This window comes from uncultured Brevundimonas sp., assembly GCF_937870815.1.
Classification (GTDB): domain Bacteria; phylum Pseudomonadota; class Alphaproteobacteria; order Caulobacterales; family Caulobacteraceae; genus Brevundimonas.
The window spans coordinates 1-2,525 of sequence record NZ_CALMZS010000201.1 but is presented as its reverse complement, the minus strand read 5'-3'; the positions used below and the strand labels follow the sequence as shown (position 1 = coordinate 2,525).

At 69.1% G+C, this 2,525-nt stretch carries 3 protein-coding genes and 1 pseudogene; 1 reads left to right on the top strand and 3 read right to left on the bottom strand.

Going from position 1 to position 2,525, the window contains the following annotated elements:
* Positions 1 to 508, top strand: a pseudogene (locus Q0588_RS13660) (carbohydrate-binding protein); the annotation flags it as partial.
* Here the strand turns inward: Q0588_RS13660 and Q0588_RS13655 are convergent.
* The 3 genes from Q0588_RS13655 to Q0588_RS13645 all read right to left on the bottom strand — a co-directional run.
* Entirely contained in the window at positions 509 to 895 is a 387-nt protein-coding gene (locus Q0588_RS13655; protein WP_298747178.1) for a hypothetical protein, read from the bottom strand.
* Positions 895 to 2,022 carry a hypothetical protein gene (locus tag Q0588_RS13650; protein WP_298747175.1) on the bottom strand — a complete coding sequence of 376 codons (1,128 nt, stop codon included), beginning with the start codon at positions 2,020 to 2,022 and terminating at the stop codon, positions 895 to 897. Before Q0588_RS13650 ends, Q0588_RS13655 begins: the two co-directional genes overlap by 1 nt.
* 110 nt (positions 2,023 to 2,132) lie before the next feature.
* Positions 2,133 to 2,525 (bottom strand): DnaB-like helicase C-terminal domain-containing protein (locus Q0588_RS13645; protein ID WP_298747173.1); only part of this gene is annotated, 393 nt, incomplete at its 5' end.

Below are 2,525 nucleotides of genomic sequence, written 5' to 3'. Positions count from 1 at the left end.
CGGCGCCCTGGTGCGTCTGGGGCACCGTGGAGACGCCCTGCGCGCCCTCGATTTCTATCTTGCCGACCTGCGTCCGCGGGCCTGGAACGGCTGGGCCGAGGTGGTCGGCCGCGACGAGCGTGAGCCCCGCTTCATCGGCGACATGCCCCACGCCTGGATCAGTTCGGACTACATCCGCTCGACGCTGGACCTGCTGGTCTATGAGCGCGACCGGGACCATGCGCTCGTGCTGGCGGCAGGCGTTCCAACGGCCTGGCTGGAAGGGGAGGGGGTGGGGGTGACCAACGTCCGCACGGCCTCTGGGCCGCTGACCTACAATCTGCGCCGGGATGGCGACGGCTGGCTGCTGACGCTGGACGGACAGGTCACACCGCCGGGCGGTTTCGTCCTCCAGTGGCCCGAGGGTGAAACGCCGCCGACGCGGGTGCGGATCGACGGGCGGGCGGCGGCATGGGAGGGTTCGGAACTGTCGATCCCCGCCAGCGCCCGGCGCGTCGAGATGCGCTGATCAGGGTGGCGTGGCCGCCGCCGCCGGTGCGGTGCACCAGGCAAAGCCCTCGAGGTGGAAGTCCCCCGGCATGCCGCCGTAACGGTCGTAGTGAACGGTCGGCCGCAGGGCTGTGTGGATGACCTTGCGCGCGGGCGGTCCGCCGCAGAGCTCGGTCGCGCGCCGGTCCCAATAGGCATAGGCTAGCTGAGGGTCGCCCATATAGGCCGGGAGAATGACCCGGATGGTGTAGCCGCCGTCCGGATTGGCGATGTCGAAATAGCCGTAGGCCACCCCCGTCTCGGGGCTGATCCGGGCGTATTCGGGCACGGTCAGGCAGCCGCCCAGCGCCAGGCCGGCCGCCGCCAGCAGGGCGACGGTGCCGGCCCGCGCCGACAGGGTTTCCATCATCGCGGCCGGCGGGCCGGACGGGCGGCCTGACGCAGGGCCTCGATCCGCTCGGAATGGACCCGCGCGATGCTCATGGTGTTGCCGTAGGTGGTGAAACTGCTCACCGCCGAGGGCGAGGAGATGTAGGAGCCGGCCATCACGCCGACGCCGATGCGCCGCACGGTACGACCGTCGGGCAGGGTCTCCACGACCTCATCTACACCGGTCAGGCTGGGGACGGCCGTCCGGTTCAGGTCCAGCACTGCGTGGCGGGCGATGAAGGCGTGGGCGTTGTCGATCTCGGCGCGCAGCAGGGCGCCGTTGTCGCGGATCCATTCGCGGGTCAGGAAGATGGCGATCTCGCCCTTGGTCAGGTCGTCGTCGCGGGCCTTCTCCAGCTCGCGGGTCATCGCCTTGAAGGCGTCGCTGTCCTCGGCCGGCAGGGCGCCGGCCTCGTCACGGGCGCTGTCCAGGACGGAGGCGACCAGCCGCTCGCGCATCTCGGGCGTCAGTTCCGGCACGGGCAGCTGGCGCGAGAAATAGGTGAAGCTGTTGCGGTAGGTCGGGCCCTCGGTCTCGGCCCTCGGCGGCGATCCCTCGAACGTATAGGGGGTGACGTAGGGGATGGCCGGGTTCTGGTAGGACACCGTGACCACGACCTGCAGCGTACTGGAGTCCTCCGACAACATATAGCTGGTCGCGACCTCGACGGCGTCGTCAACGGCGGCCGGGGCTGAGATCTTCTGGACCGTGGTCACGTCGGAGACGACCACGCCTTGGCCGGCCGGCGCCGCGGCGACCTGCCGCCGGAAATGATCCGCCAGGGAGGCGTTCAGCGTATCGACCGGCATGACCTCAGCGATCTCGCCGGCGGCCTGGGTGGCGCGGCGCGCGGGGAAGGAGTTGATGATGGCGTCCATGGCCACCACGACCAAGGCACCGATGAGACCGTAACCCGCGCCGGCGGCGGAACTGTCCTGAGCAAACCAGCTCTTGCCGATGCCGTCGTTGTTCTCGGTCAACGCGACAGTCGTCGGGCCCATGGCCGCGATCTGTTCGGCGTTCAGCGGTCGGGCGTTCGGCACCGGCGCCGTCGCGCAGGCGGCCAGAGACAGCGCGGCGACCGCGCAGACAACGATACGCATAGGTATTCCCCCACAGCCATCCCCCCGAGGACGGCGAATGGCCAACCCTACCTGTGGGCGAGGATGTTGGTCAATCGGGAGTTGGCTGCCCGTGGCGGCGGGCGGGAAAATCAGTCCCCGTAACCCTCGTACCTCTGCCCCTGCGCCAGATTGCCGAACTTCGTCGTATTGGCGTCGAAGCTCAGCTTGATGATGCCGATGGGGCCGTGGCGCTGCTTGCCGATGACGACCTCGGCCTGGTGTTCCAGACGGTCCATGTCCTCCTGCCATTGCAGGTGTTCGGGCGAGCCCTCGCGCGGCTCGGCGCGGCCCAGGTAGTAGCTCTCGCGATAGACGAACATGACGCAGTCGGCGTCCTGTTCGATCGAACCGGATTCGCGCAGGTCCGACAGCTGGGGCCGTTTGTCCTCGCGTTGCTCGACCTGACGCGACAGCTGCGACAGGGCCAGGATCGGCACGCTCAGCTCCTTGGCCAGGGCCTTGAGGGCGCCGGTGATCTCGGA

What these genes read in the sequence shown, in the direction of transcription:
- Q0588_RS13655 (WP_298747178.1), bottom strand. Translation starts at nt 895, where the DNA reads ATGGAAACCCTGTCGGCGCGGGCCGGCACCGTCGCCCTGCTGGCGGCG.
- Q0588_RS13650 (WP_298747175.1), bottom strand. Translation starts at nt 2,022, where the DNA reads ATGCGTATCGTTGTCTGCGCGGTCGCCGCGCTGTCTCTGGCCGCCTGC.